Raw genomic sequence first — 24,766 nt, 5'->3', positions numbered from 1 at the left:
TTCGGTAAGTAGCCGGAGGGCTACTTGTTAAGTGCTAGGAAGTTGCAGGCGCCTTTGTATAGTCGGCACACAATTGGAGGAACCGCGTGTTGGCCTCAGGCTCCCCGATGCTGACCCTCACGCCTTCTCCGGCGAAGGCCCGCACCGAGAGAGCCCGCGTCCCCGCCAGCTCTGCGAAGGCGGCACTTTCGGCGCCAAGCGCGAGCCAGACGAAGTTGCCCTGGGCGTCAGGGACGCTCCAGCCGAGGTCCTTGAGGCCGTTGACCACCCGGTCCCTCTCGTCAACGAGTTTTTGTACCCTTTCCACAACCTGGCCAAAATTTGCCAGGGAGACAACCGCTGCCTGCTCGGCAATTTGGGAGACAGCGAATGGAGTCGCGGCCACCCTCAAATACTGCGTCAGCCCGGGATGGGAGACGCTGTAGCCCACACGGAGCCCTGCCAGGCCGTGCGCCTTGGAGAAGGTCCGGAGCACCACCACATTGGGATATTTCCGGTACAGCGCGATTCCGTCCACGGCGCCTTCCGCCCTGACAAACTCCTGGTACGCCTCATCGATCACTACCACCACGTCAGGCGGAACGGACCGGATGAAGGCTTCGGTTTCGGCCGCGTCCAGGGCCGGGCCGGTGGGGTTGTTGGGCGTGCAGAGAAGGATGACTTTGGTGCGGGCACTTACGGCCGCCGCCATGGCTGCGAGGTCGTGCCGGCCGTCGGCCGTGACGGGAACCTGGACACTTTCGGCGCCTGCCAGGCCAACGCTGATGGGGTAAGCCTCAAAAGAGCGCCACGCATAGATGACCTCGTCCGCTTTCCCGTCCTCGTTCTGGCCGGCAAAGGCGGCCAGGATCTGGTTCAGCGCGCCAAGGCTTCCTGCTCCGGTCACAATGTCGTCGGCGGGCACACCGAGGAATTCCGCAAGGGCAGCGCGAAGCTTGCTGCTCAGGGGATCCGGATACCGGTTGAAGTCGGACTGGTTGGCGATGGCTTCCAGCACTGCCGGGATCGGCGGTAACGGGTTTTCATTGGAGGACAGCTTGAAGCTGGCCAGACCGCTGACCGCGGCCGGCGGTTTTCCTGCCGCGTAGCGGGGCAGCCGGTCCAGCACCGGGCGCGGTGCAATTCCGCCCTCCCGGGTCTCAGGTGAAGTCATGGCCTCTAGCCTACGTCCCGCTCCCGCGAGGACCCGGGGTATGCGGGGCACAAATTCCTTGCCGTTCACCAGGTTCCCATGGGAACGGTATGGAAGCATGGGGGCATGGGTTCCTTCATCCTTCGGGTCGTCGTTAACGCCGCTGCGCTCTGGGTGGCCAGCTGGATCCTGCCGGGCATGGACATCTCGAGCACGGCGGCATCCGACGCCGTCGCCAGAACCGGGATTTCACAGGACACCGAGACCATTGGGATTGTCCTTGCCTACCTGTTCATCGGCCTCATCTTCGGCGTCGTCAATGCCTTTGTTCGGCCGCTTGTGCGCCTCCTCGCGCTGCCCATCACCATCCTGACGCTTGGCCTGTTCGCCATCGTCATCAACGCGGCCATGCTGTACCTGACGGCCTGGATCAGCAGCTATACGCCAGTGCACCTCACCATAGATTCCTTCTTCTGGACGGCGCTGCTCGCCGCCATCATCATCTCGCTGGTGTCCCTGGTGGCGGGGCTCCTGCCGGGAGGCCGGCGCTGACCCGGACCGCTTCCGACGTGAAGAAGCCCCCACGGTGCCCTGCCGCCAAGTAGCAGGGCGGCCGGCGGGCAGGTACCCATCAGGTGCCATTCCCCGAATCAGCAGCACAAACTCCAGTACCAGCCACCCATGACCCCTGCGCTGGCGGCCGCCTAGGCTGCAATTCAGGCCAGGCACGGCCCGTCGTTGTCGGTTCCGGAACATTGGGGTCAAGCTATGAAGTCCATCAGGATATGTCTCGCTGCCTGCCTGCTCCTGGCATGGCAAGCCGGCCCGGCACGTGCGGAATCCGGCACCGCACCGCACGGCCCCGCGGGGTTGGGCAACGACATCTCCTGGCCGCAATGCGGCGCTGATCTTCCTGCGCCCCCGCCCTTCGCGATCGTCGGGGTGAACGGCGGGCGTCCCGACACCGCCAACCCTTGCCTGGCCGCCCAACTGGCGTGGGCGGGTCAAAGTGCTGAGGCGGCAGACGGCACCCCGGCTGCAGTGTATGTGAACACTGCCGCGACCGGGCCCGCGGAGTCGTTATGGTGGCCGGCCGGGAACACGTACGGGGAAACCGCTGTCAGCAATCCATATGGTTTGTGCGACGGCACCGCGTCCCCGGCCTGCGCCTACGTGCACGGCTACGCCATGGCCGCCACGTCAGCCGGCATCCTGGCGGCAGCCGGGCAGGACATACACCGCATGTGGTGGCTGGATGTTGAGTTTGGAAACAGCTGGCTGTGGGACAAGGCAGTCAATGCAGCCGAACTGGAAGGCATGACGGCCTACCTGCAGGGGGCCGGGGTGGAAGTGGGGATCTATTCAACCGGATATCAGTTCAACGAGATTGCGGGTGACGTCAGTCCCGGCAGCAACCTCTACAAACTCCAGAACTGGCTGGCGGGCCCCGACTCGGCAGAGTCGGCAGAAGAGTATTGCGGCGCTCCGCCGTTGACGCCGGGCGGAACTGTCACCACAACGCAGTTCACGGAAAACGACCTCGACTACAACTACCGGTGCCCTGCCGACGTCCCGGCACCTGCCCCACAGCCGGCTGCCCCCGCCCCGCAACCCGAACAGTTGCGCTCCAGCCGGTACATGGAATTGTACGCCGCCCCAATCTCCTGACGCCTGCCGCGCGTGCGGAGAAACTTCCTAGCGGGCTCCCGGTTGTGGCCGCCCGGAAAAGGGATCCCTGCGGTCCTTGGGGACGGTGGGCGGCGGAGTCCTGGCCAGGGAGAATCGCGTAGCCGTGACGGCCCCGCCTGCGCCCAGGACAGCACCCAGCGCCGCGGTGGACTGGACCAGTGAGGGATCTTTGCTGGCGCCAACCAGGCTTGCCGCCTCTCCATAACCGCTGAGTCGGTGCCCTGGCCCCAGCCCCGCGCCTTCCCCCTCTGGAGTGGTTACCGGATTTGTCAGAGTGACCGTTACCCTGTCTCGGGTGTCGGGGTTTGGTGCTCCGTCTGCGCCGGGAACCCAGTCTGCTTCATGCTCCAGGTGCAGCGAGCGGACCCCCACTCCAGGTGTAATTCCGGCAACCGGCGATCCAGCGGTAAGCACGTAGCGGACATCGTAGGTGCGGAGGACTTCGGGATCGGCAGCAAGGTTCATGGCATGGATGCCGCCCTGGCTGTACCCCACCGCTACCAGCGGAGCTCCCCGCTTTGCCCCGGCCGCCTCAAGTGCCTCAAGGATTGCCTGGTTCACTTCCGAGGAGCTGTAGAACATTCCCTCGCCGATGCCTGCTTCATCGAAGGGATTGTCGCCCCCTGCCTGGATTCCTGCCGCTTGAGTGCCGGGAATGACCACGACATAAGCTGTTTCCCCTCCTTTTGGCACCTCAAGGACTTCGATGAACCCCGGTCCCCGTGCCTCAATCTGCCGTATCCGCTCCAACAGGCCGGCCGGCGAAGCCTCCAGGTCCACTGCCATCTCTTCTTCGCGCTGCACATCAATGTGCCTTGGCCTGAGGCCCGATGCAATGCCAAATACGGCGTCCCGGACCCAGGGGTTTTGTCCAATGTTGGTTTTCATTACCGAGGCCTGCGCGCCCAGTTGGCTCACCAGCCATTCCATAGTCTTTCCGTCGGCAGCCTTGGAAGTCAGGATCACAATGGCCGAGTGCAGGAGATCCTGATGGCTGCGGTACCCGAAATACTGGCTTGTTTTTGCGTGCTCTTCAGCCTTCTCGTAGTCCCGGATGCAGGTGCGGACCTCGGCACTGATCCGTTGCATCTCTGCCCGGACCGTCCGCAGCGCCCATGCACTGTCGCGCACGCTCGCCACGTAGCCCGCACCGGACCAGGCTGGCTGGTGGTCCGCCCGGCAAAGCTCGTCCAGGATGCGGCCGGATTCCTCTTCGGCCCACAACAGATCCTGTGCGAGCCCGTCGAGTTTCTCCGCGCCGGCCATGAGTTCCTCAAGCTGCACGCTGAACCCCGAGACGCCTCCGCTCACGGTGATACTGCCGTTCCGGGACGGGCCATACAGCCCAATGTCACCCTCCCCCCGTGGAGCCGCGGTGCTCATCGCGGCCAGCCGGACGTGGCGATTGGCACCCCGGTGTCGTCCTGGGCCCGCCGTGCTACCGCGAGCCGCGCCTCCTGCAGACGGTCGAGGGCGCGGCGCAGGCTGGAGGCCTGGAGAGTGACAGCATCCCGGTAAGCGCGCCCGGCCGGAGATTGCCAGTCGAGCAGCTGAATGTCATGGAATCCGCCAAGTACCTGTTCGACCTTGGCGCTGCAGGTTGCAAGGCGGCCCGCGACCGACATCAGCGTGGCATCCAGCTGCTGCCGGCTGTCCCAGATCCCGTCCATCGGACCGTCCCCCTGCTTTCCGACCCAGCCTCCCCGGCCGGATAATCCGTCCCAACCCTGCTGCTCCCAACGCTAGGCACGCGGCCCCGCCCCCGTAAGCGCCGCCGTCGGCTATGTGGACAAGTAACGTGGACGACCACGCTTAAGGCGGCCCCGGACTTCATGAAAGAATCAGCACATGCCTGAAACTGCCGCCACAGCTGATACCCGTACGCCCTCAGGACGCCTGGCCCTCGCCGCGTCATCGGAAAAGATCGCGCTTGGACCCCTGGACGGCCGTTACCAGTCCGCCGTCGCGCCACTCGTTGACTACCTGTCCGAGGCCGCCCTGAACCGGGACCGCGTGGCGGTCGAAGTGGAATGGCTCATCCACCTGACCAGCAACAACGTCCTTCCCGGCGCCGGTCCCCTGAGCCCGGAACAGCAGGACCAGCTCCGCGACATCGTCACTGAATTCGACGCCGCGTCCGTCGCCGAACTGGCTGAAATCGAAGCCGTGACCGTGCACGATGTGAAGGCCGTGGAGTACTACATCGGCCGCCGCCTCCCCGCCATCGGCATCGAAAACCTGACCGCCATGGTCCACTTCGGCTGCACCTCCGAGGACATCAACAACCTGTCCTACGCCCTCGGCGTGAAGGGTGCCGTGGAGGACGTGTGGCTCCCCGCTGCCCGCAAGCTCGTGGCGCAAATCAGCACCATGGCGGAGGAGAACCGGGCAGTTCCCATGCTGTCCCGCACCCACGGCCAGCCGGCCACCCCCACCACCCTGGGCAAGGAACTGGCCGTCATCGCGCACCGCCTGACCCGCCAGCTGGACCGGATCGCCAAGACCGAATACCTGGGCAAGATCAACGGGGCCACCGGCACCTACGCGGCCCATGTGGCGTCCGTCCCCGGCGCCGACTGGCAGCAGGTTTCCGAATCCTTCGTGGAGGGGCTGGGCCTTACCTGGAACCCGCTCACCACCCAGATCGAAAGCCACGACTGGCAGGCTGAGCTCTACGCCGACGTTGCCCGCTTCAACCGCATCCTGCACAACGTCTGCACCGACATCTGGAGCTACATCTCCATCGGCTACTTTGCGCAGATCCCAGTGGCCGGTGCCACGGGTTCGTCCACCATGCCGCACAAGGTCAACCCCATCCGCTTCGAAAACGCCGAGGCAAACCTGGAGATCTCCTCCGGACTGCTCGATGTCCTGGGCTCCACCCTGGTGACCTCCCGCTGGCAGCGGGACCTCACCGATTCCTCCAGCCAGCGCAATATCGGCGTCGCATTCGGGCACTCCCTCCTGGCCATCTCCAACGTTGCCAAGGGCCTGGAGCGCCTGGATGTCGCCGAAGACGTCCTGGCAGCGGACCTGGACACCAACTGGGAGGTCCTGGGCGAGGCCATCCAGATGGTCATGCGCGCCGAGGCGATTGCCGGCGTCGAGGGCATGGAAAACCCCTACGAGCGCCTCAAGGACCTCACCCGCGGCCAGCGCGTGGACGCTGCGCGCATGCAGGAGTTCGTGCAGGGCCTGGGCCTCTCCCCCGACGCTGAGGCCCGCCTCCTGGCCCTCACGCCCGGCAAATACACGGGTATCGCGGACCAGCTGGTGGACCACCTGAAGTAAGCCCCGCAAGGCAGGAACGTACGACGACGGCGCCGGGCCCGGGAGGGTCCGGCGCCTTTCGTTTGTCCAGGCAGGGCGTGCCTCCCGGGCCCGGAAGCAGGCGTTTCGGCAGCACTGCGGCGGGGTGGGAAACTGGAGTCATGAAGTTGCTCCTGATCCGCCACGGCGAGACCCCGGGAAACGTGCTGGGCCAGCTGGACACCGACCACCCGGGACCGGGCCTCACCGAACTGGGCGAACGGCAGGCAGAGGCGATGGCGCGGTCCCTGGTCAACGAACCCATCGGCGCCCTGTACGCGTCAACCTTGATCCGCACCCAGATCACCGCGGCACCCTTGGGCAGGCTCCGGGGCCTGGAAACCACGGTGCTGGAGGGGCTGCACGAGATCGAGGCGGGAGCACTGGAGAAGCTCACGGACCACGAGTCGCATAAGCGGTACATGGGAACGGTCATTTCCTGGGCTGCAGGTGAACTGGACAACCGCATGCCCGCAGGACCCGACGGCCACGCGTTCTTCGACCGGTTCGACGCCGCCATCGCCAGGGTGGTCGACAGGGCATCCGGGCAGCACAACACAGTGGCAGTGGTGAGCCATGGTGCGGCCATCAGGACCTGGGCCGGGCTCCGGGCCGACGGCATCGACCACGAATTCGCCGCCAGGCACGTGCTGGCCAATACCGGCATTGTGGCGCTGGAGGGTGACCCGGACACCGGCTGGAAGCTGATCCACTGGGAAGGCAGCCCGGTGGGCGGCCTCGCCCTGGCGGACCCCGCCTCCGCGGACCCGACGGGCCGGGACGCAGCCGCCCCCTAGGCCTGCTGCCGGTGGCGCCGGTGGGGCAGCGCCCGCGCGGCGGGACATGGGCCCACGTCCGCCCGGCTGCGCACGGCCGGTATGCCGCGGCGGGCTGACGGGACCCCGGGAATCAGCTGCGCTGCCATCACCGCGGCATCTGCCGCCGTCGGCCGTTCCCCGGGGTCCATGGCCGTCAGGGACCGCAGCAGGGGGACCCAGCCCCCGAGGTACTCCGGGACGTCCGGGGACCGAAGGGTCCGGGCCACCAGGGATTCAATGACGGTGCCCGGAAAGGCCTTGTTGCCGGTGAGGAGCTCCAGCAGGACAAGCCCCGTGGAGTACACGTCCCAGGACGGCGCAACGGTGCCGCCGGATGCCTGCTCGGGACTCATATAGTGCACTGTCCCGGACGAAATTCCGGGCTCGGGCGCCGAACCGGTGGCGGCGGCAATGCCGAAATCGATGATCCGGACTGGACTTCTCCGCAGGCCGCTGAGCATCAGGTTCGCGGGTTTGATGTCGCGGTGCACCAGCCCGCCGGCATGCAGGTGGGCGAGTGCACCGAAGAGGCCACGCGCCCACAGTGCCACATCACCGGACCCAGGGCGGTCCGCGCGGATGACCTCGGCAAGGCTGGCGCCCAGGGCCAGTTCCTCCACGAGGTACGGGCGCCCGGCACGGGAACCGCTGCCTGCCACCACGCCCTGGTCCACCAGGCTCACGATGGATGGATGGCTGAAGCGGGCCAGGACGGCAGCCTCATTCCGGATCCGCTGGTGCTGCTTCCGGCCGCCGGCCGTCGCGATCTTCACCGCAACGTCCGGGCCGCCCTCCAGGTCCACCGCGCGAAATACTTCGGCCGCGGATCCCCGGCCAAGGCGTTCCCTCAACTGGTACCGGCCGGCAAGGGGCGCCGCCCCGCTGTTCAGCAACGAATGCGGCGGCGCCGCAGCTGCCGTCCCGTTGGCGCTCATGCGGAGAGGTCAGCGGAACGAGGTGCCACGCGGGGTCCGGTGCTCCAGGCGTCAAGCTGGAACCCGCAGGCGCAACGCCACACGGGCGGAAGCTCGCTGTCCCCGGGGACAGTTGGGGCGAAGGTGTAGCTGGCACGCTCCCACCCAAGTGCCGGCGTCACCAGCTGCATCGGCGTACCGCAGTGGACGGCGGTGTGTCCCTGCGGCGCTGTGGTGCCGTCCAGGGTGGACCGCGTCAGGTCCGTGCGGGCATCCGGAATGGTCACGCCCATGGCGGGTTTACGCGGTGAAACTTCGGTGTAAGAGACCAACACACTCACGACTCCGTTGGGAAGCAACTTCGGGAACAATCGTAAGCTTACATATAACTAGGCGAACTAGCTAGTCAGGCTAGTGAACTTTTAATTCTTCTTCCCGGAGCTGAAGTGAATCGGTCATGCGCTGCAGGAAATCGACCACGATCCGCGCCTCTTCGGCGCTCAGGCCTTCCGCAACCGCCATCATGCGGCGGTGCATGGCGCCGAGCGTCTCCCGGACCTCCTTGTCCGACTCCACGGTGGGAACCACCACCACCGAACGGCGGTCGTAAGGGTGCGCCTCGCGGCGAACGTGCCCACTGGCCACCAGGCGGTCGATGAGCGATGTGGTGGAAGCGCTAGTAATATTGAGGAACCGGCTAAGGTCCTTGGGGACAACCTGCTTCCCCGATGCCTGGACCCGCAGCAGGTACCGCAGGGCGAGGATGTCCGTTTCGCCCATGCCCATGGAGTCCCTGGTGCTTCGGCGAATCTCGGTTTCGGCCGCGCGGTAATCGCGCAGGGCCTTCAGCACCGCCGCACTGTAGTCCAGTTGCCCGTCAGGTCCGTACCAGTAGCCGGATCCCTCGTTGCCCATAGAAACCATGACATCATTTTAGACCAACTGGTAACTAGACTGCCAAGTAATCTACTTTATGGTCGCGTGGGGGTTATCCGGGCGCTAACCCCTTGGAAACACCTGCGTAACTCGCCGCACCTAGCCTTGTCAGGCATACCCCTCCGGCGAATCGAGGCAGATATGCAGACCAACCCCAGGCTCAACATTCGACAGGTTGCCTGGTCCAACCCCGTGGGCGCTGACCTTCGCCGCGCGCAGCAGGCAGAACTCGACGCCCGCTTCGGCCGGCCCGACCATGAGCCTGGGCCGCCGCCGTCGGGCGCCGACTGCGCCGTCTTCCTGGTGGCGTACGACAAAGGCTCGGGACAACCGGTGGGTTGCGGTGGGCTCCGGCTCCTGGACGGAACGACGGCCGAAATCAAGCGGCTCTACGTGCTGCCGTACACCCGTGGCTCTGGGGTGGCCAGCTCCATCCTCGCGGCCCTGGAGGCGGAGGCCTTCAGCCAGGGCATAACCAGGATCAAGGCCGAGGCCGGGTCGGCACAACCGGACGGCCGGAACTTCTACGAAAATTCAGGCTTCGAGCCGATCCCGAACTTCGGGCCCTACACGGGCGTGGAGCACTCGTACTGCTATGCCAAACGCATCAACGCCCACAGCGCCGCCCAGACGGCCATGGCCTAGCGTCCGGCCGGCCCGGGAAGCCGTCACACTGGGACCGTGGCGGGCGGCATCAGCTAACCTCGGCCGTATGGAAGCAGCAGACATCACCTTCCGGACCCGCAAATGGGTCCGGCCGGAGGACCTCAACGCCAACGGAACCCTTTTCGGCGGCAGCCTGCTGAAGTGGATCGACGAAGAAGCCGCCATCTACGCCATCCTCCAATTGGGGAACGGCCGCGCGGTCACCAAGTACATCTCTGAAATCAACTTCGTCAGCTCCGCGGTCCAGGGTGACCTCATCGAGATGGGCCTGACGGCAACCCGGTTCGGCCGGACCTCACTGACCATGCGCGCCGAGGTCCGCAACATGATCACCAGGCAGAGCATCCTCACCATCGAGGAGATCGTCTTCGTGAACCTGGGCCGGGACGGAAAGCCGGAACCGCACGGCTATACGGAGATCACCTACGACCGGGACCGAATCCCCACCCACCACCTCGGCGGAACCCCCGACCAGGACTGAAACGTTTCCCGCCGGTTCACGCCGGGGGCCCCAACCGTTTTCCCGACAGGTCCAAAGTGAGAAGCCGGGCTGTTTATCGAATCGATAGCTATAACAGCCCGGTTTTCGTCATGCCCGGCTATAGGCTGTGCGGACATGCTCTGATTCCAGTCCAGAAATGAGTCCTGATCGTGCGTAAATTGCAGACTTTGGTTGCCGCCGCCGTTGCCGCCACCCTCCTCGCCGGCTGCGGCGGGGGCTCCACCCCGCCGGCCTCCACCGGTGAAGCCTCCGGAGCTCCCGCGGGAGCGTCCGGGGACACCCTGGTGATCTACACCAACTCCAACGGGGAGGGCCGGGGCGACTGGTTGGCCGCCAAGGCGGCCGAGGCTGGATTCAAGATCGAGATCGTGGGGGCCGGCGGCGCCGATGCCACCAACAAGCTCATTGCCGAGAAGAACAACCCCATCGCCGACGTCGCGTTCGGCCTGAACAACATGTACTTCTCCCAGGTCAAGAACGAGGGCGCGCTGGAGGCGTACCAGCCCGCGTGGGCGGGCGAGGTGGACAAGGGCCTGGGCGACGGGGAGACGTACTGGCCCCTGGTGAAGCAGGCCATCCTTCTGGGCTACAACTCGGACAAGATCTCCAAGGACGCCGCACCGAAGGACTGGACGGACCTGTGGTCCAAGGACGAGTTCAGGAGCCGCTATGAGCGGGTCACCGGCCTGGGCACCGCAACGGCGCAGCTGGTTTTCGCCGGCATCCTTTCGCGTTACCGGGATGACTCGGGCGATCTTGGGATCTCCGACGACGGGTGGAAGCAGGTTGAGCAGTACTTCAAGAACGGCAGCCCCGCAGTGGCCAAGACCGACCTGTTTGCCCGCATCGCGTCCGGCGAGGTGGACATGGGCCAGATGCCGTCCTCGATCATTGCCGACCGCGAAAAGTCCTTCAAAGTGAACGTGGACACCGTCATTCCCTCCGTGGGTGTCCCGCTTGCCGTGGAGCAGATAGCCCTGGTGAAAGGCACCAAGAAAAAGGAGCAGGCGCAGAAGTTCATCGACTGGTTCGGCAGCGCGGACGTGCAGGGCGAGTTCGCCCAGAAGTTCAATTCCATGCCCGTCAACAAAAGCGCCCAGGCGAAAGCCAACCCGGAGGTGGTGGACTTTTTCGCCGGCCTGAAGCAGCAGGACATCGACTGGAACTTCGTTCAGAAGAACATGGGCGCCTGGGTGGAGAAGATCGAACTCGAATACATGACGTAGCCCGTCCTGCCAGCCGCCGTTTCCGCGTTCCATCAGACAGGGTTGCCATGATCCGCTTGGAAGACATCGAAGTTACTTTTGGCGATTTCACCGCCATTCCGCACTTGGACCTGCATGTCCAGCCGGGTGAGTTTTTCACCCTCCTGGGGCCCTCCGGCTGTGGGAAGACGACGGCGCTGCGCACCCTGGCCGGCTTCATCCAGCCGGCCAGGGGGACGGTCCGGGTGGACGGGAAGGACGTGACCCGCCTTCCGAGCGACAAGCGTCAGGTGGGCATGGTGTTCCAGAACTATGCCCTGTTCCCGAGCATGAGCGTATGGGAGAACATCGCCTTCGGGCTCCGGGTCCGGAAGGAAAAACCTGCCGACAGCGACCGCCTTGTGCGGGACATTGCGCGGCGCGTGGACCTCAGCGACGAGCAGCTGGCCAAGAACGTGGCCGAGCTGTCCGGCGGCCAGCAGCAGCGCGTGGCCGTGGCCCGCGCCCTGGTGCTGCGGCCCAAGATCCTGCTGCTGGACGAGCCGCTGTCCAACCTCGATGCCAAGCTCCGCCACCAGTTGCGCCAGCAGCTCAAGGACCTGCAGAGCGAGTTCGGCATCACCACCGTGTACGTCACCCACGACCAGGACGAGGCCCTTGCCATGAGTGACCGGGTGGCGGTCTTCAACAAGGGGGTGGTTGAACAGGTTGGGACGCCCCAGGACATCTACGACCATGCTGCTACGGAGTTTGTCTGCAACTTCATCGGTGACAGCTCAGCCCTGACGCCGGACTTCGTGGCGGAGGTCAACCGGCTCTCCGGGGCCGGCCTCAGTACGGATGCCAGGTCCTACCTGCGCGTTGAAAAAGCCTCCCTGGACCGGCCCTCGGACGGAGGGACCGCCGTCGGGCTTCCCGCCACCGTGGTTTCCCGGACGTACCACGGCCTGCACAGCCGCTATGTGGTCCGCAGCCATGGCGCGGACATCCGCCTCCTGGTCCGTGAAGACGGCGCCGCCCACCCTGGGGCCGGCACGGCCACGACGGTCTACGTCCAGCCCGGGCATGTCCTCCAGTACCATCCGGGAACCGGCGCCGCACTGGCACAGGACCCGGCGGTTGCCCTGAAATGAGCGTCAACAGCCCGGTGCGCAGCATGGCCCGCTCCCCGTTCGTCCTGGTGGTGGGGGTCATCCTCACCTGGTTCATCGCCGCATTCCTGGTGTGGCCCAACGTCAACATCCTGATCGCCACCTTCTTCCCCGACGGCAGCTTTTCGGGCCGCGCCGCGGAGAAGCTGTTTTCCTCCCAGCGGGCCATGAAGGCACTGGGCAACAGCTTCCTGCTGGCCGTGGCGCTGTCCGTCACCGTGAACCTGGTGGGCGTCTTCATCGTCCTGGTAACGCATTACTTTCGGATCCGCGGCTCGAGGATCCTGTTCCTCGGCTACGCGTCCACGTTCATCTATGGCGGCATCGTGCTGGCGGCGGGGTACAAATTCATCTACGGGGACAGGGGCATTGTCACGTCGCTGCTGGTCCGGATTTTCCCCGGAATGGACCCCGGCTGGTTTTCCGGGTTCTTGGCCGTGCTGGCAGTCATGACCTTTGCCACCACCACCAACCACATGCTGTTCGTTGCCAACGCCCTCAAAGGCATCGACTACCAGACCATCGAGGCCGCGCGGAACCTTGGCGCCTCCACATGGACCATCCTGCGCCGCATCGTCCTGCCGATGCTTAAACCCACGCTGTTCGCTGTCACCATCCTGTCCTTCCTCACCGGCCTGGGCGCCCTCAGCGCCCCACAGGTGCTGGGCGGCCGCGAGTTCCAGACCATCACACCGATGATCCTGACCTTCACCAACAGCCCCACTTCGCGCGACCTGGCCGCGCTGCTGGCCGTGATCCTTGGCCTGGCCACCATGGTGATGCTCGCCGTGATGTCCCGGCTGGAGAAGGGCGGCACCTACTTTTCGGTGTCAAAGGTGTCCTCCGAGCTGCAGAAGCAGGACATTTCCCACCCCGTGGCCAACGTGGCCGTGCACGCCGTGGCCTATCTCCTTTTTGCCGTCTACACGCTGCCCGTGGTGCTGATCGTGCTTTATTCATTTGCCGACGGCGCAGCCATCCAGACCGGACAGCTCTCGTTTTCCAACCTGACCCTCGACAACTATGTCCGCGTCCTCACGCAGCAATCCGGGCTCCGGCCGTTCATCGTCAGTGTGGTGTACAGCGCCCTGGCTGCGGTCATCGCCGTCGGCGGCCTGCTCTTTGTGGCCCGGCTGCTGCAAAAGTACAAAAACTGGCTGTCCTCAACATTTGAATACCTGCTGCACATTCCGTGGATCCTGCCGTCGGCACTGCTGGCCCTGGGCCTGATTGTCAGCTACGACCATCCCAATCCCCTGGTGGGGGGCGCCGTCCTCACCGGGACAACGGTGATCCTGCTCATCGCCTTCGTCACGGTGAAGATCCCGTTCACGCTCCGGATGCTCAAGGCGTCCTTTGCGGCCGTGAACTCTTCCCTGGAGGAGGCCGCCGCCATCATGGGCGCCAAGACGCTGTATGTCTTCCGCCGGATCCTCCTGCCGCTGGTACTTCCGGCAGCTGCAGCCATCACGGCCCTGAACTTCAACAGCCTGCTGGACGACTACGACACCGCGATCTTCCTGGCCCATCCGCTGGTGCAGCCGCTGGGCCTGGTGATCAAAGCCAACACCGACGGGGCAGAAGGCACGGAGGGGATCGCGAACACTTTCGTTTACACGGTGCTCCTCATGGTGATCACCGGCGTGACGATGTATCTGGTGTACGGCAGGTCCGGGCGGCGGAAGGGCAGGAAGCGGCTGCCCGCAGCGCCGGCCGGCCAGCAGGCCTCCGGCGCCGGACTTTCCGGCGCACAGGCACCGGGTGAGGACGACGCCACGCGCCCGGCCGCCGCCGTCCGTTGACTACCGCCCCGAACCGCTGCCGACGGCGGTCCGTGCGTTCCGCCGGGCCAGGTTGAGCAGGCGGTCACGCAGCGGCTGTGCGCGGTCTGCGAGCGCGACACGTCCGAGCGCCGAGGAGGCCACGCTCACGGCGCGGGTGCGGAGTCTCCGCTGCCGGTTGTAGGCACGCAGCGCTTGGTCTTCGGGAAGCGTGTTAAGCAGGTCTGCCAGTGTCACCGCGTCCACCAGGGATTCGCACGCACCGCGGCCAAGGGTGGGCAGCATGCCGTGCGCGGCATCGCCGATAAGCACCGTCCGGCCCGTGACGTAGGAGCGCAGGCGTGGAACCGTCCACAGGCGCTGGGCCAGGCATTCCTCCGGCGTGGCTGCTGCCAGGGTTCGACGGATGGCAGCTGCGTGGCCGGCAAAGCGTGCCCGGGCCTGTTCCAGGGCCAATGGAACATCGATTCCATAGGGGCCGAGTCCTGACCGGTAGCTGGCGTACCAGAAGGACCCGCCCCGGGCGGCGGCCATGCCGAACAGGTCGCCGCGGCCCCAGTACTCGCCCACCTCATCCGGGGCGACCGGCGTCGGGAGGGTACCGCGGAGGGCGAGGTAGGGCGTGAGCCGGACCTCCGTGTCGCTGCCCCATCCCGCACGGCGAACCATGCTGTGGACACCGTCGGCGCCCACTACCAGGCTGCCGTCCGCGGGGACCGACTGCACGGTGTCGGTGACGCGGAGGACGGTGGCGGGCACGGCGCCATCCAGCAGCCGGATCAGGTCGATCCGGGAGATGCCGAACATCTCCCCCGCCTCGACGGTGACCCACGGTTCACCCTGTGCATTGCGGACCGACCCGCTGCCCAGCACCGGACTGACGGCCCGAGCCTGGTCCAGGATCCCCAACCGGGCCAGGGCGCGCTGGGCGTTGGGCCACATGCCGAGGGCGTTGCCGACGGTGGGCAGTTCCGGCCGTTTCTCGTACACCGTCACGTGGAAGCGGTTGGGGTCCAGGGCTGCTGCCAGGGCCAGGCCGGCGATGCCGCCGCCAACGATCGTGATCCTTTCCATGCACCCCATTTTACTACTTTTGTAGTGAGCTGGAAGGGGCCCGATTACACTGAACGCATGCCGGACCGACGTACCCAGTTGCTCGACGCCGCCCTGGACGTAGTGGCGGACAAGGGCATGAAGGGCCTCACCCACCGGGCCGTGGACACCGCCGCGGGCCTGTCGGAAGGCACTACGTCCAACTACTACCGCAACCGCGCTGCCCTGGTTGACGCCGTACTGGACCGCCTGCTTGAACTGGACGCCGCGCTCCTCCGGGAGCAGGGATCTGCCGGTCCGCCGAAGGATGCGGGCGAACTGGCAAGCCAGCTCGCCTCCATGGTGGTAATGCTTGCCGGCCGGCATGCCGGCCTGACCCGGGCCCGGCTGGCACTTTCCCTGGACAAACCGGAGTCCGTAACGGCGGGCCACTTCCAGCTGGTGGGCGGCCTGGAACATGCGCTGGCCGCGCTGGGTGTCCCGGATTCGCAGGCCCGGGCCCGGGACGTGGCCGACTACGGCGACGGGGTGCTGCTTCACCTGCTCACCGTCAGGCGGGACGAGCAGCCCGACGCTGCCGCCATCGCGGCCGCCGTCCGGCGGCTGGTGGGCAATTGAACGCTGCCCGGCCGGCCGCCGTCGTACGTTCCCGGCATCCTTAGGCCGAAGCGGGCCAGCCCGTGTACGCCTCAGCCAGGTAGGCCCTGCCGTGGCGGGAGGAGACCACGGAGTTCAGTTCGCCGAGCTGGCGGGCGCGGGAGAAATCGTCCGCGTCGGCCGGGGTGTGCAGCATGGTGGTCATCCAGTAGGAGAACTGCTGGGCCTTCCACACCCGGTCCAGGGCGCGGTCGCTGTAGGTCTCCAGGAGCCGGTCCGAACCGGAGTTGTAGTGGCTGTCCAGGCCCTCGAAAAGGAACTTGACATCATTGATGGCCAGGTTCAGGCCCTTGGCACCGGTGGGCGGCACGGTGTGCGCAGCATCCCCGGCCAGGAACAGGTTGCCGTGGCGCATGGGAGTGTGGACGAAGCTCCGGAAGGGCAGCACCATCTTTTCCAGGACAGGGCCTTCCTTGAGCTCGAAGCCGTTGCCGTTGACGCGGCTGCGGAATTCCGCCCAGATCCTGTCGTCATCCCATTCCGCCACGTTCTCCTTGGGATCGCACTGGAAGTACATCCGCTGGACCGTCTCGGTGCGCTGGCTGATCAGGGCGAAGCCGTTGGCCGAGTTGGCGTAGATCAGTTCGTCGGAGCTGCGCGGCGCCTCGGCCAGGATGCCGAACCACGCGAAGGGGTATTCGTGGAAGTACCACTTGCGGTTGGCCTCCGGGATCTGGAACCGGCAGTGGCTGCGCGAGCCGTCCGCGCCCACCAGGAAATCGGCCTGGACCTCGAACTCGACGCCGTCGGCATCGGTGAACCAGACCTTCGGCTTGCCCTCCAGGTCGTGGACGGTGGTGTCGGTGACGCTGTAGCGGACATCGCCGCCGTCGTCCTTCCTGCGCGCGGCGAGGTCCAGGAAGACGTCCGTCTGCGGGTACAGCCATACGGACTCGCCTACGAGGTCCTTGAAGTCGATGCGGTGGCTCTCGTTGTTGAAGCGCAGCTCGATGCCGTCGTGCCGGTCGCCGTCGCGCAGCACCCGGTCGGAGACACCGCTGTCCACCAGCAGGTTGACGGTTCCGTGCTCCAGGATGCCGGCACGGACGGTGTGGGCGATTTCCTCGTGGCTGCGGATCTCGACCACCGTGGACTCGATGCCGGCCTTGGCCAGCAAATGGGAGAGCATCAGGCCCGCCGGGCCGCCTCCCATGATGGCTACCTGGGTGGTGATGACTTTTCGTGCCATGGCTGCGTCTCGCTTCGTTGCGGGCCCGGGAGGGCGGATGGATGCCTGGCTTTCAGTGTGCAGCAGGGCGGGTGACCGGCGTTACAGAGATTCCGTTCAACGGATTCTAGGGCAGCTCCGGGGCCGTGGGTCAGGCCTCGGCCAGGCCCCTCGCAATCCCGCGGGCAGCCGTCTGCAGCGCCGGAACCAGCGCCTGCAGCCGCATTTCCCGCAGGGGAACCACGACGCCCAGGGATGCCACCGCGCGCTGGCGGCGGTTCAGGACGGGCACGGCGATGCCCCACGTGTCCGGATCAACCACGCCTTTGAGTTGGGCGAAGCCCTGCCGCGAGGTATCGGCGAGCAGCGTACGGACGTCGTCGGCAACCAGCTTGCCGTAGGGATCCTGGAACTGGGCGAGGTATTCATGCTGGAGGGTCCTGTTCTGGTGGGCCATGAGCGCCAGTCCGGCGGACGATATGTGGATGGGCATCCTGCCGGCCACCTGGGCCCGGTTGGCCACCGACCCGCGGCGGGAGAGGCGTTCCACGAACAGCGCCTCCCAGCCGTCCAGTACAGCCAGGTTCACGTTCTGGTTCAGGACCTGCTGGATGTCCTCCATGAACGGCATGGCCGCCTGGCGCAGCGCCAGGGCAGGCGAGGCGCGGTTCACCAGTTCCCAAAGCCGGAGGCCCGGGCGGACGATACCGCCGGGGGCGGTCTCCAGCAGCCCGTGGCCGGCCAGTTGGCCCACCAGCCGGTGCGCCGTCGTCAGTGGGAGGCCTGCACGCTCGGCGAGCTCCGACAACCGGAGATCGGCAACGTCCTGCGGGAAGGCGGAGATCAGCCGCACAATCCGGTCCACTACCGAATCGCCCGAAGTTGAGTTCGCCACTGCCGCCGCCTTCCGTTGAACGGGAAGTCCAGCGTACCGCGGCCGGGCGGCGGACTGCAGCGGGAGCCGGTCAGGCCGGCGTCCCGGCCCTTTCCGCACCGGCCCGCAGCCGGCGCCACGCCCCGGGGGCCAGCACCACCACGATGCCGACGGCGGCGCCAATGACGGTCTCGACGATGCGGTCGCGCAACAGGATGGAGGCCGAGGCGGGGACCACCAGGAGCGTCGACACCAGCGCCAGCGGCGTGACGAACACCTGGGCCAAAAGGTACTGGCGGATAATGAACAGCTCGGCGCCGAACTGGCAGAGCGCCATGACCAGCACCGTCTGCCAGGGCTGCAGGCCCACCAGCAGGACGGCAGCCAGGACCAGCAGGCCCAGCACGGTCCCGATGATCCTTTGGATGCCCCGGCGCACCCGGTGCCTGGTGCTGTGGCCCACGAGGGGAACCACGGCGGCCACCATGGCCCAGTAGTTGTGGCCGAAGCCGAGCCGGCTTCCTGCCCACGTGGCCAACGACCCGGCCAGGCCGGCCGCCACCAGGTAGCCGAAGCCCTCAAGCCACGCCGTCCGCTTCTCTGCGGGGGTGCGACGGATGCGGGGAGGCCTGGTCCAGGGGGTGCGGTGGGTGGGAAGGATCCTTGACGAGAAGCCGACGAGCAACGCGAACATGGTGGTGAGGACCGCAACCAGCATGCCTTCCCACAGCGGCGGCTGGTTGGGAATGGAGGCGATGGCGGCGAACGCGAAAATGTGGAAGAGGGAGCCTGCCGGGCGCAGCCGGAGCCAGGAAATCGCCACCGAGCAGGCGCCCGCCACCACGGTGGTGGCCAGGACCAGCAGCCATGTGTGCGCGGAGGTATCCAGGCCCAGGGCAGGACCCATCCGGGCCGCGAGGGCGGCCAGGAAGATGACCAGCAGCATCAGCAGTCCGGCCCGCAGCTGCAGCATGAAGCGGACGGCGTGCGGCTCGCCGCGGCCGTAGATTCCAGTGAAAGCTCCGAACGACGCGAAGATCGCCAGGTCCAGCCTGCCCAGCAGCACCAGGGTAATCAGGGGGACAAAGACGCCGACGGCGCACCTGATGGCCGGGTGGTGGTCTTTGTTGCCGGGGGCAATGCTGAACATTTCAGCAAGCATCTTCACGGGGGCAGCGCCTTCCTTGGGGGTGGATTCCGGGGTGGCGGCCGCGCTGACGTTCCTGGTAAATCCTACGCCGGAGGCCTCAGAAACCGGCCAACACGTTCCCATGAATGGAATCAGGAGGCAATGCGGCGGAAACAGCGCCCGCTGATGCTTGAGTCATGAACCGCCCTCCGCGCAATGCGCCTGCCGCTGAATTGAGCTGCGAAGTCTGCGGCCGGATGCCGGAACCGCACAAGGCCCGGCTGACCTTGGCCAATGTCGCTGCGATGCTGCCCATCGAGCTTCTGGTCCACGCGCTCGTGGTGGAAGCCCACCTTCCTTACGTGGCCAAGGTGCTGGTGCTGACCCTCACCGCCACGGTCCTGGTGATCTGGGTGGCCGAGCCGTCCGCCGCCCGGGTCCTTCGCAGCTGGCTGCACGCCCCGGCACTGCGTCACCGCCGGCGGCTGGCAGCGGCACCGTCGCTGTGGCGGGCGCGGACGCTGCTCCGGGACCAGCCCGGGTCGCTGCAGCGGATCACGCGCGCTTTGGCCAGGCTGGATGCGAACATCCTTGGCATCCACGTCCACCCGGCACCGGGCGGGGTCCTGGATGAGTTCGTGCTCTCGGCCCCGGGCACCGTGGGTGAGCGTGAATTGCTTGCAGCGCTGTCCGACGGCGGCGGGAGCCACTCGCACGTCTGGCCCACCACCGCACTGGCCATGGCAGACGGACAGACCAGGGCGCTGAGCCTGGCGGCAAGGATCGCTGCCGCTCCGGACGAACTGCCCCTGGCGGTGGCCGAGCTGCTGCACGCGGGCATCGTGCCGCCGTCGGACGCCGGCACCAAAGGGTCCGACGACGGGACCCGGCTTAAGATCCCCACGGCGTGGCACGGTCCCATCACCTTCACCCGGCCCGGCGAGCCGTTCACCCCGGCCGAATCGGCCCGGGCGCACCGCCTGGCGGAGCTTGCCGAGATCCTCTCGCACCGGCGGACGGAGGGACCCCGCGCGTAACGGGCCTCCGTCCGCAGTCCCTACATCCGCAGGGTCAGGGCTCCGGGCTCCATGGTCATCAGGACGTGCTTGCCCTCGCCTTCGTGGTCGCCGTCCAGCTGGTAGTCGTCGTTGTGCTCGAGGGTGATCTCGACGGTCTTGCCCTGGAAGTACTCCACGGCGGTGTCCCTGTTCTTGCCCCGGCCGATGATGCCGGCCAGCACGGACAGCCAACCCAGCTTGCCGTGGTGGGGTGCCAGCACGGCAATGTCCAGCAGTCCGTCGTCGACCTTGGCATCGGGGAAGATTTCCAGGCCGCCCTGGACCTTGCCGCAGTTGCCCACCATCACGCTGCGGACCCCGCGGTGCACCACGTCCTTGCCGTCGATCACCACGGTCGCCTTGATCGGCTTGCCGGGCAGGTTACGGATGCCGGCGTCAACGTAGGCCAGCCAGCCCACCTTGTCCTTCAGGTCCTCATTGGTGTCCGCCATGATGGTGGCGTCATATCCCACGCCGGCCATGACCAGGAACACCTGCTCCTTGTCCGGGTCGCTGCGCCGGGCACGGACAACGTCGATCTTCCGTTCGGTACCAATCAGGGCCCCGGCCATGGCGGCGTCGTAATCGGTCACGTCCAGGCCGAGGTTCCGGGCCAACAGGTTGCCGGTGCCCAGCGGCAGCAGGCCCATGGGGGTGTCCCCGCCGGCCAGGACCTCCGCGACGCAGCGTACGGTACCGTCACCGCCGGCAGCGATAACGATGTCCGCACCCTGGGCCAGCGCTTCCTTCGCCTGCCCGACCCCGGGATCCTCCTTGGTGGTTTCCAGCCAAATGGCCTCGCCCCAGCCGTTTTCCACGCAGTGCTTGGCCACCAGCCCGCGCACGTCGATGTCCACCGGCTTGGCGGGATTGACGATGATGGCGGCACGTTTGGGCGAAGTGGAGCTGATGTCAGTCATGGCGTCCTCTGATGGCGGATGGAAAGCAAGCTTCTGAGAGAAGGGTAACCCGCCGCGGGGGCCGTTCCCCGCCTACAGTGCCTTGACCGCGCCCAGCACCTGGGCCAGGGAGTCCTTGGCGTCGCCGAACAGCAGGGATGTCTGTGGCTCGTACAGCAGGTCGTTTTCGATGCCGGCGAAGCCCGGGCGCATGGAGCGCTTAAGGAAGACCACCTGCCGCGCGTCGGCCACTTCCAGGATGGGCATGCCGTAAATCGGGGACCCGGAGGACGTCTTGGCGGCCGGGTTCACCACGTCGTTGGCACCCACCACCAGGGCCACATCGGTGGTTTTGAACTGCGGGTTGATCTCGCCCATTTCCTTGAGCGACTCGTACGGAACGTTGGCTTCGGCCAGGAGCACATTCATGTGTCCGGGCATCCGGCCGGCCACGGGATGGATGGCAAAGTCCACTTCGATCCCTCGGGCCTCCAGGGCCAGCGCCAACTCGGCGGCAGTATGCTGGCCCTGCGCCACCGCCAGCCCGTAGCCGGGGACGATGATCACGCGCTGGGCATACCCCAGCAGCACCGCCACGTCTTCAGCCGAGGACGACCGGACCGGACGTTCGCTCACGGCCGTGGACCCCGCCGTCGAACCTCCCCGGAAAGCGCCGAACAGGATGCCCGCCACGCTCCGGCCCATGGCCGCCGCCATGGCCCGGGTGAGGATGGTGCCCGAGGCGCCCACCAGCGTGCCGGCCACCACCAGCAGGACGTTGCCGAGCACCAAGCCGGACGCCGCGACGGCCAGGCCGGTGAAGGCGTTGAGCAGCGAGATGACGATGGGCACGTCCGCGCCGCCCACGGGCAGCACCAGCAGGACGCCCGCGGCAAGGCCCAGGACCAGCAGCAGGACCGCAAGGGGCAACGACCCGGAAACGACGACGGCGACGCCGGAAGCCACCGCCGCCAGCAGCACCACCGACATCACCGCGGGCAGCCCGGGGAACACCACGGGCCGGGTGGTCATCAGCTCCTGCAGCTTGGCGAACGTGATCCCGGAACCGGCGAAGGACACCGCACCCACCAGGAGCGTGAAAACGATGGCCACGCGGACCCACGGTTCCCCCGCATGGCCCAGCTCGAGGAGCGCCACCAGGGCGGCAGCACCGCCGCCCACCCCGTTGAACAGGGCCACGAGCTGCGGCATCTGCGTCATTTTCACCCGCCGCGCCACGGGTGCCGCCACCGCGGAACCCACGGCGATGGCGGCCAGGATCCAGGGGATGTTCTCCAGCCGGGCGGACAGGAAGACGGTGACGACGGCGATCAGCGCCCCAAGTGCCCCCACCAGGTTTCCGCGGCGTGCCGTACGGGGGGAACTGAGTCCGCGCAGGGCCAGGATGAAGCAGACCGCGGCGGCGAGGTAGAGCAGTGAGGTCCAGACGGGGTCGAGGAGGCTCATTTACTGCCTGCCTTGGGCTGGGCGCCTGCCTTGACCGGATCCTTCTTGGCATGGAACATGTGCAGCATCCGGTCCGTCACCACGAACCCGCCCACCAGGTTGGCGGTGGCGAGGACGACGGCGAGGAGCGCCACCGCGAGAACCCACGGATCGTTCGCCTGGCCGGCGACGATGATGGCCCCTACCAGGATGATCCCGTGGATGGCGTTGGCGCCGGACATCAACGGCGTGTGCAGGGTGCTGGAGACCTTGGAGACCACCTCGAAGCCAACGAACACCGCCAGCACGGTGATGGTCAGCAGGGCGATTCCATCCATCAGCGTGTTCCTTCCTGCCCGGCCGCTGCCGTGGCCGTCCGGGCCGCGAGCAGGTCCGCGGTGGGCCGGTGCCGCACTTCCCCGGCGTGGGTGAGGCACGCACCGTCCACCACTTCGTCCCCGAAATCCAGCGTGAGGTGCCCGTCGTGGACCAGGAGTGCCAGCAGGTTGGCCACGTTCTTGGCGTACAGGCGGGAGGCGTCCGACGCCATCGCGGAGGCCGGATCCTTCAAGCCGACCAGGGTGATGTGCCCGGTTCCGTCGGCGGTGGGTATGGGGATGTCCCGGCCGGGCACGGAGCCTTCCACGTTGCCGCCGGACTCGGCGGCGAGGTCGACGACGACCGATCCCGGGCGCATGCCCTGCACCATCTCGCGGGTCACCAGGAGGGGCGCCGGGCGCCCGGGAACCGCCGCCGTCGTAATCAGGACGTCCGACTCCGCCACGTGGGGTGCCAGCAGCTGCCGCTGCCGGGTGCCGGCATCGGAACTCAGTTGCCGTGCGTAGCCCCCGGCCGCTTCAGCAGTCTCCAGGTCCAGCCGGATGAAGGTGCCGCCCATGGACGCGACCTCGTCGGCGGAGGCAGGGCGGATGTCGTTCGCGAAGACGCGCGCACCCAGCCGTTTGGCGGTGCCTATCGCCTGCAGCCCTGCCACGCCGGCGCCAAGCACCAGGACGCGGGCGGGCGGGATGGTCCCTGCCGCGGTCATGTAGAGCGGGAAGAACCGGGGCAGCCTGATGGCGGCCTCCAGGACGCACCGGTAGCCGGCCACCAGGGCCTGGGAGGTCAGGGCGTCCATGGACTGGGCGCGGGAGATGCGGGGCACCAGTTCCAGGGCGAACGAGGTCACCGCGTTATCAGCGAGCGCCTGGACCGCGGGCAGGTCGGACGACGGCGACGCGAGCCCCACCGTGACGGCTCCCTTGTGCAGGGACGCGGCGGTGTTCGGGTCAAGGGGCCGGACATGGGCCAGGACATCCAGGGCCGTTGTGTCCAGTACGGGGACGATGGTGGCACCGGCCTGCTGATACCCCGCATCGGCATGCCCGGCGCCGTCCCCCGCCCCGGTTTCCACCAGGACGTCCAGTCCCATCGCCACCAGCTGCCTGACGGTATCAGGAGTGGCGGCGACGCGCCGCTCGCCCTCCCTGCGTTCCCGCGGAATCCCCAGTTTCACCCGCCGACTCCTCTTCCTGACGAGCTGTGCAGCGGCTCTGCTGCACGCAGTTGGCTTGAGTCTAGAGCGCGGCGGCCCGCGGCGGGAGTAGCCGGCGGGGAGGTTGTGGGTAACGATTCGCCTGTCAGGCCGCGCCTCCCATGCTGCGGCGGCCCCTGGCCAGACCGGCTGCGGGTTACTTGTTGCTGGCGCGGATGGCGTCCGCCACGCTTTCCAGGTGGACCCGCATGGCCTCGGCGGCGGCATCGGCATCATGCGCGCAGACGGCATCAATGACGGCAAGGTGCTGCGGGAGCGAGACGGCCGGGCGCCCCGGCTGGCGCGCCAGGCGGAACTGGAAGCGGACCGCCTGTCCGCGCAGGCGCTGGATGGTGGCCGCGGCGGTCTTCTGCGCACTCATGGCAATGATCTTTTCGTGCATCGCCTGGTTGCCTTCCGAGTAGGACTCACGGTCTCCGCGGTCCACGGCGCCCTGCATCCGGGCGGCCAGCTCCTGCAGCTCCGCAATGTCACTCTCGGTGGCCCGTTCCGCGGCTTTGCGGGCACACAACGCCTCCAGCGCAGCCCGCACCTCGGTGATTTCAACGGCCTCGTCCACTGAGACGGCCCGCACCCTGGCGCCGCGGTTCTGGACGCGTTCCACCAGGCCTTCCACGCTCAACTCGGAGAGGGCCACCCTGATGTTCCCCCGGCTTGCTCCGTACTCGGCAGCGAGGTCACCTTCCACCAGGCGCTGGTTGGGAACCAGCTCACCGCTGACGATGGCGGTGCGCAGCAGCTCCGCGAGCTCGGCAGCCGTGAGGGCCCGGCCCGTTCCATCCACGGTTTCCACTGCCCACCATCTCCCTGCTCGGCCGGTTGCC

26 protein-coding genes are annotated in these 24,766 nt (G+C 67.0%); 11 read left to right on the top strand and 15 right to left on the bottom strand.

Annotation, left to right across the window (positions count from 1 at the left end; all coding sequences use genetic code 11):
- Positions 1-34 precede the first annotated feature (34 nt).
- On the bottom strand, positions 35-1,153 hold the full coding sequence (locus tag J2T23_RS14890; protein WP_141182768.1) for a histidinol-phosphate transaminase: 1,119 nt from the start codon (positions 1,151-1,153) through the stop codon (positions 35-37).
- 105 nt (positions 1,154-1,258) lie between these two features.
- Between J2T23_RS14890 and J2T23_RS14885 the strand changes: the two genes are divergently transcribed.
- Together J2T23_RS14885 and J2T23_RS14880 are read left to right on the top strand one after the other, a co-directional pair.
- Positions 1,259-1,684 (top strand): phage holin family protein, encoded by a 426-nt coding sequence (locus tag J2T23_RS14885; protein WP_141158929.1) that lies wholly within the window; start codon positions 1,259-1,261, stop codon positions 1,682-1,684.
- Positions 1,685-1,900: 216 nt separating this feature from the next.
- A complete protein-coding gene (locus J2T23_RS14880) occupies positions 1,901-2,800 on the top strand; it encodes a glycoside hydrolase family 25 domain-containing protein (RefSeq protein WP_307361174.1) in 900 nt (299 codons plus the stop codon).
- Between the two features lie 27 nt (positions 2,801-2,827).
- On the opposite strand, the gene J2T23_RS14875 is transcribed toward J2T23_RS14880, so the two are convergent.
- Both J2T23_RS14875 and J2T23_RS14870 read right to left on the bottom strand, forming a co-directional pair.
- Positions 2,828-4,132, bottom strand: coding sequence for a hypothetical protein (locus J2T23_RS14875; RefSeq protein ID WP_307361172.1), 1,305 nt, complete (start codon positions 4,130-4,132; stop codon positions 2,828-2,830).
- A 68-nt stretch (positions 4,133-4,200) separates the two neighbouring features.
- The gene (locus tag J2T23_RS14870; RefSeq protein WP_307361170.1) at positions 4,201-4,491 is read right to left on the bottom strand and encodes a hypothetical protein; all 291 of its coding nucleotides are present in this window, start codon (positions 4,489-4,491) and stop codon (positions 4,201-4,203) included.
- Positions 4,492-4,669: 178 nt separating this feature from the next.
- Between J2T23_RS14870 and purB the strand changes: the two genes are divergently transcribed.
- Both purB and J2T23_RS14860 read left to right on the top strand, forming a co-directional pair.
- Complete coding sequence (gene purB, locus J2T23_RS14865; RefSeq protein WP_307361167.1) at positions 4,670-6,112, top strand: adenylosuccinate lyase; 1,443 nt, start codon at positions 4,670-4,672, stop codon at positions 6,110-6,112.
- Between the two features lie 140 nt (positions 6,113-6,252).
- Positions 6,253-6,927, top strand: coding sequence for a histidine phosphatase family protein (locus J2T23_RS14860; protein WP_307361165.1), 675 nt, complete (start codon positions 6,253-6,255; stop codon positions 6,925-6,927).
- On the opposite strand, the gene J2T23_RS14855 is transcribed toward J2T23_RS14860, so the two are convergent.
- From J2T23_RS14855 to J2T23_RS14845, 3 genes are all read right to left on the bottom strand, one after another.
- On the bottom strand, positions 6,924-7,883 hold the full coding sequence (locus J2T23_RS14855; protein ID WP_307361162.1) for a serine/threonine-protein kinase: 960 nt from the start codon (positions 7,881-7,883) through the stop codon (positions 6,924-6,926). The genes J2T23_RS14860 and J2T23_RS14855 overlap by 4 nt on opposite strands.
- Positions 7,880-8,197 carry a hypothetical protein gene (locus tag J2T23_RS14850; protein WP_307361159.1) on the bottom strand — a complete coding sequence of 106 codons (318 nt, stop codon included), beginning with the start codon at positions 8,195-8,197 and terminating at the stop codon, positions 7,880-7,882. Before J2T23_RS14850 ends, J2T23_RS14855 begins: the two co-directional genes overlap by 4 nt.
- Before the next feature lie 76 nt (positions 8,198-8,273).
- Positions 8,274-8,786 carry a MarR family winged helix-turn-helix transcriptional regulator gene (locus tag J2T23_RS14845; RefSeq protein WP_307361156.1) on the bottom strand — a complete coding sequence of 171 codons (513 nt, stop codon included), beginning with the start codon at positions 8,784-8,786 and terminating at the stop codon, positions 8,274-8,276.
- 153 nt (positions 8,787-8,939) lie between these two features.
- Here J2T23_RS14845 and J2T23_RS14840 point away from each other — a divergent pair, with 153 nt between their 5' ends.
- The 5 genes from J2T23_RS14840 (at position 8,940) to J2T23_RS14820 (ending at position 14,124) form a co-directional block, all read left to right on the top strand.
- Positions 8,940-9,443, top strand: coding sequence for a GNAT family N-acetyltransferase (locus J2T23_RS14840; protein ID WP_307361154.1), 504 nt, complete (start codon positions 8,940-8,942; stop codon positions 9,441-9,443).
- Between the two features lie 67 nt (positions 9,444-9,510).
- Complete coding sequence (locus J2T23_RS14835; protein WP_141158919.1) at positions 9,511-9,945, top strand: acyl-CoA thioesterase; 435 nt, start codon at positions 9,511-9,513, stop codon at positions 9,943-9,945.
- A gap of 170 nt (positions 9,946-10,115) precedes the next feature.
- Positions 10,116-11,192, top strand: a complete 1,077-nt coding sequence (locus J2T23_RS14830; RefSeq protein ID WP_307361151.1) for an extracellular solute-binding protein — start codon at positions 10,116-10,118, stop codon at positions 11,190-11,192.
- A 47-nt stretch (positions 11,193-11,239) separates the two neighbouring features.
- Positions 11,240-12,304, top strand: a complete 1,065-nt coding sequence (locus J2T23_RS14825) for an ABC transporter ATP-binding protein (protein ID WP_141182776.1) — start codon at positions 11,240-11,242, stop codon at positions 12,302-12,304.
- On the top strand, positions 12,301-14,124 hold the full coding sequence (locus J2T23_RS14820; RefSeq protein ID WP_307361148.1) for an ABC transporter permease: 1,824 nt from the start codon (positions 12,301-12,303) through the stop codon (positions 14,122-14,124). The genes J2T23_RS14825 and J2T23_RS14820 overlap by 4 nt, the downstream gene beginning before the upstream one ends.
- On the opposite strand, the gene J2T23_RS14815 is transcribed toward J2T23_RS14820, so the two are convergent.
- Positions 14,125-15,177: an FAD-dependent monooxygenase gene (locus J2T23_RS14815; RefSeq protein WP_307361146.1), complete on the bottom strand. Its 1,053-nt coding sequence runs from the start codon at positions 15,175-15,177 to the stop codon at positions 14,125-14,127.
- Between the two features lie 57 nt (positions 15,178-15,234).
- On the opposite strand from J2T23_RS14815, the gene J2T23_RS14810 reads away from it, so the two are divergent.
- Positions 15,235-15,774, top strand: a complete 540-nt coding sequence (locus J2T23_RS14810) for a TetR/AcrR family transcriptional regulator (RefSeq protein WP_307361144.1) — start codon at positions 15,235-15,237, stop codon at positions 15,772-15,774.
- A gap of 40 nt (positions 15,775-15,814) precedes the next feature.
- On the opposite strand, the gene J2T23_RS14805 is transcribed toward J2T23_RS14810, so the two are convergent.
- The 3 genes from J2T23_RS14805 to J2T23_RS14795 form a co-directional block, all read right to left on the bottom strand.
- Entirely contained in the window at positions 15,815-17,002 is a 1,188-nt protein-coding gene (locus J2T23_RS14805; RefSeq protein WP_307361141.1) for a 4-hydroxybenzoate 3-monooxygenase, read from the bottom strand.
- A gap of 130 nt (positions 17,003-17,132) precedes the next feature.
- Positions 17,133-17,876 (bottom strand): IclR family transcriptional regulator, encoded by a 744-nt coding sequence (locus J2T23_RS14800; RefSeq protein ID WP_307361139.1) that lies wholly within the window; start codon positions 17,874-17,876, stop codon positions 17,133-17,135.
- A 70-nt stretch (positions 17,877-17,946) separates the two neighbouring features.
- The gene (locus J2T23_RS14795; RefSeq protein WP_307361253.1) at positions 17,947-19,023 is read right to left on the bottom strand and encodes an FUSC family protein; all 1,077 of its coding nucleotides are present in this window, start codon (positions 19,021-19,023) and stop codon (positions 17,947-17,949) included.
- A 158-nt stretch (positions 19,024-19,181) separates the two neighbouring features.
- Here J2T23_RS14795 and J2T23_RS14790 point away from each other — a divergent pair, with 158 nt between their 5' ends.
- Positions 19,182-20,021, top strand: a complete 840-nt coding sequence (locus J2T23_RS14790) for an ACT domain-containing protein (protein WP_307361137.1) — start codon at positions 19,182-19,184, stop codon at positions 20,019-20,021.
- Positions 20,022-20,041: 20 nt separating this feature from the next.
- On the opposite strand, the gene J2T23_RS14785 is transcribed toward J2T23_RS14790, so the two are convergent.
- The 5 genes from J2T23_RS14785 to J2T23_RS14765 form a co-directional block, all read right to left on the bottom strand.
- A complete protein-coding gene (locus tag J2T23_RS14785; RefSeq protein WP_307361134.1) occupies positions 20,042-20,962 on the bottom strand; it encodes a diacylglycerol/lipid kinase family protein in 921 nt (306 codons plus the stop codon).
- A gap of 72 nt (positions 20,963-21,034) precedes the next feature.
- Complete coding sequence (locus J2T23_RS14780) at positions 21,035-22,408, bottom strand: NAD(P)(+) transhydrogenase (Re/Si-specific) subunit beta (RefSeq protein ID WP_307361131.1); 1,374 nt, start codon at positions 22,406-22,408, stop codon at positions 21,035-21,037.
- Positions 22,405-22,725 carry an NAD(P) transhydrogenase subunit alpha part 2 gene (locus J2T23_RS14775; protein ID WP_307361129.1) on the bottom strand — a complete coding sequence of 107 codons (321 nt, stop codon included), beginning with the start codon at positions 22,723-22,725 and terminating at the stop codon, positions 22,405-22,407. The genes J2T23_RS14780 and J2T23_RS14775 overlap by 4 nt, the downstream gene beginning before the upstream one ends.
- A complete protein-coding gene (locus J2T23_RS14770; protein ID WP_307361126.1) occupies positions 22,725-23,903 on the bottom strand; it encodes a Re/Si-specific NAD(P)(+) transhydrogenase subunit alpha in 1,179 nt (392 codons plus the stop codon). Before J2T23_RS14770 ends, J2T23_RS14775 begins: the two co-directional genes overlap by 1 nt.
- A gap of 175 nt (positions 23,904-24,078) precedes the next feature.
- Positions 24,079-24,735, bottom strand: a complete 657-nt coding sequence (locus tag J2T23_RS14765) for a GntR family transcriptional regulator (RefSeq protein ID WP_141158906.1) — start codon at positions 24,733-24,735, stop codon at positions 24,079-24,081.
- Between the last annotated feature and the right edge of the window lie 31 nt (positions 24,736-24,766).

Origin of the sequence: Pseudarthrobacter niigatensis (genome assembly GCF_030812615.1) — a bacterium.
Taxonomy (GTDB): domain Bacteria; phylum Actinomycetota; class Actinomycetes; order Actinomycetales; family Micrococcaceae; genus Arthrobacter; species Arthrobacter niigatensis.
Note: the sequence above shows the minus strand (reverse complement) of the source record. Positions and strands in the feature narration are given on the sequence as shown.